Origin of the sequence: Ralstonia sp. TCR112 (assembly GCF_007997035.1) — a bacterium.
GTDB classification, from domain to species: Bacteria; Pseudomonadota; Gammaproteobacteria; order Burkholderiales; family Burkholderiaceae; genus Ralstonia; species Ralstonia edaphi.
This window is the reverse complement of record NZ_VOSS01000270.1, coordinates 1-1658: the sequence shown is the minus strand read 5'-3', so window position 1 is coordinate 1658 and position 1658 is coordinate 1. Positions and strand designations below refer to the sequence as shown.

General features: G+C 65.3%; 3 protein-coding genes. 1 reads left to right on the top strand and 2 read right to left on the bottom strand.

The window, feature by feature from the left end; translation table 11 throughout:
• Positions 1-10: 10 nt before the first annotated feature.
• Positions 11-250, bottom strand: coding sequence for a hypothetical protein (locus FUT88_RS27050; RefSeq protein ID WP_261797309.1), 240 nt, complete (start codon positions 248-250; stop codon positions 11-13).
• Between the two features lie 183 nt (positions 251-433).
• On the opposite strand from FUT88_RS27050, the gene FUT88_RS27045 reads away from it, so the two are divergent.
• A complete protein-coding gene (locus FUT88_RS27045; protein ID WP_261797308.1) occupies positions 434-667 on the top strand; it encodes a hypothetical protein in 234 nt (77 codons plus the stop codon).
• 25 nt (positions 668-692) lie between these two features.
• Here FUT88_RS27045 and FUT88_RS25860 read toward each other — a convergent pair.
• A partial coding sequence (locus FUT88_RS25860) for a diguanylate cyclase (protein WP_147219373.1) occupies positions 693-1658 on the bottom strand: 966 nt, incomplete at its 5' end.

Sequence of the window (1658 nt, the reverse complement as noted above, 5' to 3'; positions counted from 1 at the left end):
ATTTCTGGGGCTACGTGTGGGCGCAGGCCCCGAGCCATGATCCCACGCAGATGGCCGCGGTGGTGAACAGCCAGCCGGAATGCAGCAGCCTGCCCAACACCGCCGCCGGCATCGGGCAGTGCCTGGTGCAGATGGCCCGCCAGATCGCGCCCAAGGCGCTGATCGGATTCCCGCCCGCGTTCTGGTCGGGATCGCCGACCGCGGTTGCGGGGGAAATGCGCGCTGCGGCTGCGCACCAGGCCGACTTCATCGTCGCCCAGACCAGCGACCGCGACGCCGGCTGCCTGGAAGCTGCCGCCGTGTCGGAGTGCACAGGCCGCAGCGGCATTTTCTACTGGGACGAGAGCAACATCGCCACGCCGAATTTCCATCAGTCGCAAAGCAGTTACCTGGACTATCGGACTGCGTTGGGGAATGGGCTGCCCATTCTGTGGTGGCAGACGCCGCTGGGCGTGCCGTCCAGCACGGCGGGTGGCACAACCAGCACTACCGGGATAACCGCGTCGATTACATGCTGCGCAACACACAGGAATACGGCGACGGCCATACCTTCGCCATCGTCTTCGGCTCGGGCGGTACGTACCAGACGACGATCAACACCGACGGCGGCCAGTTTGCGCGCCTGCTCGGTCTGTACCTCGGCGGGGGCGGAGCCACCCTGCAATAACCGGGCGGGCGGCGCTCATGCGAGGCTAGATAGCCGTCGCGTAGTCAACGCGGTTGCGGCCCTTGCGCTTGGCTTCGTAGAGCGCATCGTCCGCAGCCTTGGTCAATGCGGTGAGCGACGCGAAGCTCGCGCGCCGTGCGGTCGCGCAACCGATGCTCACCGTGAAAGGGGCCAAGGCTGTGTCGCCGGGGCCGGCGCGGGTTCCTTCCACTTCGGCACGGATGGCTTCGGCGATGCGTGTTGCGCCGGTCTCGCCTGTATCGGGCAACAGCACCACGAATTCCTCTCCGCCGTATCGAGCCGCGAGATCGCCGCGTCGTCGCGCATGCTTGGAAATGCAGTGGGCGAGATACTGCAGCGCGATGTCGCCCTGAGCATGGCCGTGCTCGTCGTTATAGCGTTTGAAATGATCGGCATCGACGAAGAGCACGGATAGGCGACTGTCGTTCCGTTGCAGGCGATCCCACTCATTTTCCAGCGCGACATCCAGGGCGCGCCGGTTCTTCAGCCCGGTGAGCGGATCGGTTTGCGTAAGCTCCCGCAGGTGGGTTTCGGCCATGACGCGCCCACGCAGCGCAAATGCCAGGAGCCAGACGCCGGCGCAAAAGGCCAAGCTCACCGACAGCGACGACAGTCCCACGATCCATGACAGCCGCCGCCACGCTTCAAGCGCATCGGTCATGGCCGGGGCGACCACAGCGATGAAGGGTGTGCCGGGCACGCGTTGGAACGTATAGAGGCGCAGCACGCCATCGCTCGCAGATGGCGCCACATAGAAGCCGGACTCCTGGTTCACCATGCGCGGGAACGTCAGCGATTTGCTGAAATTGACCGTGCGGACTGCGCCATGCGGCGGACTTCTTGCCACCAGTGTTCCGTCGGTGCGGACAATGGCCGTGACGCCGTGCGGCCCGATATCGAGCTTCTCAAGCAGCTGCTTGAAGTAATCGAGGTCGATGGCGACCAGCGCGGTGCCGGCAAAGGTCCCGTC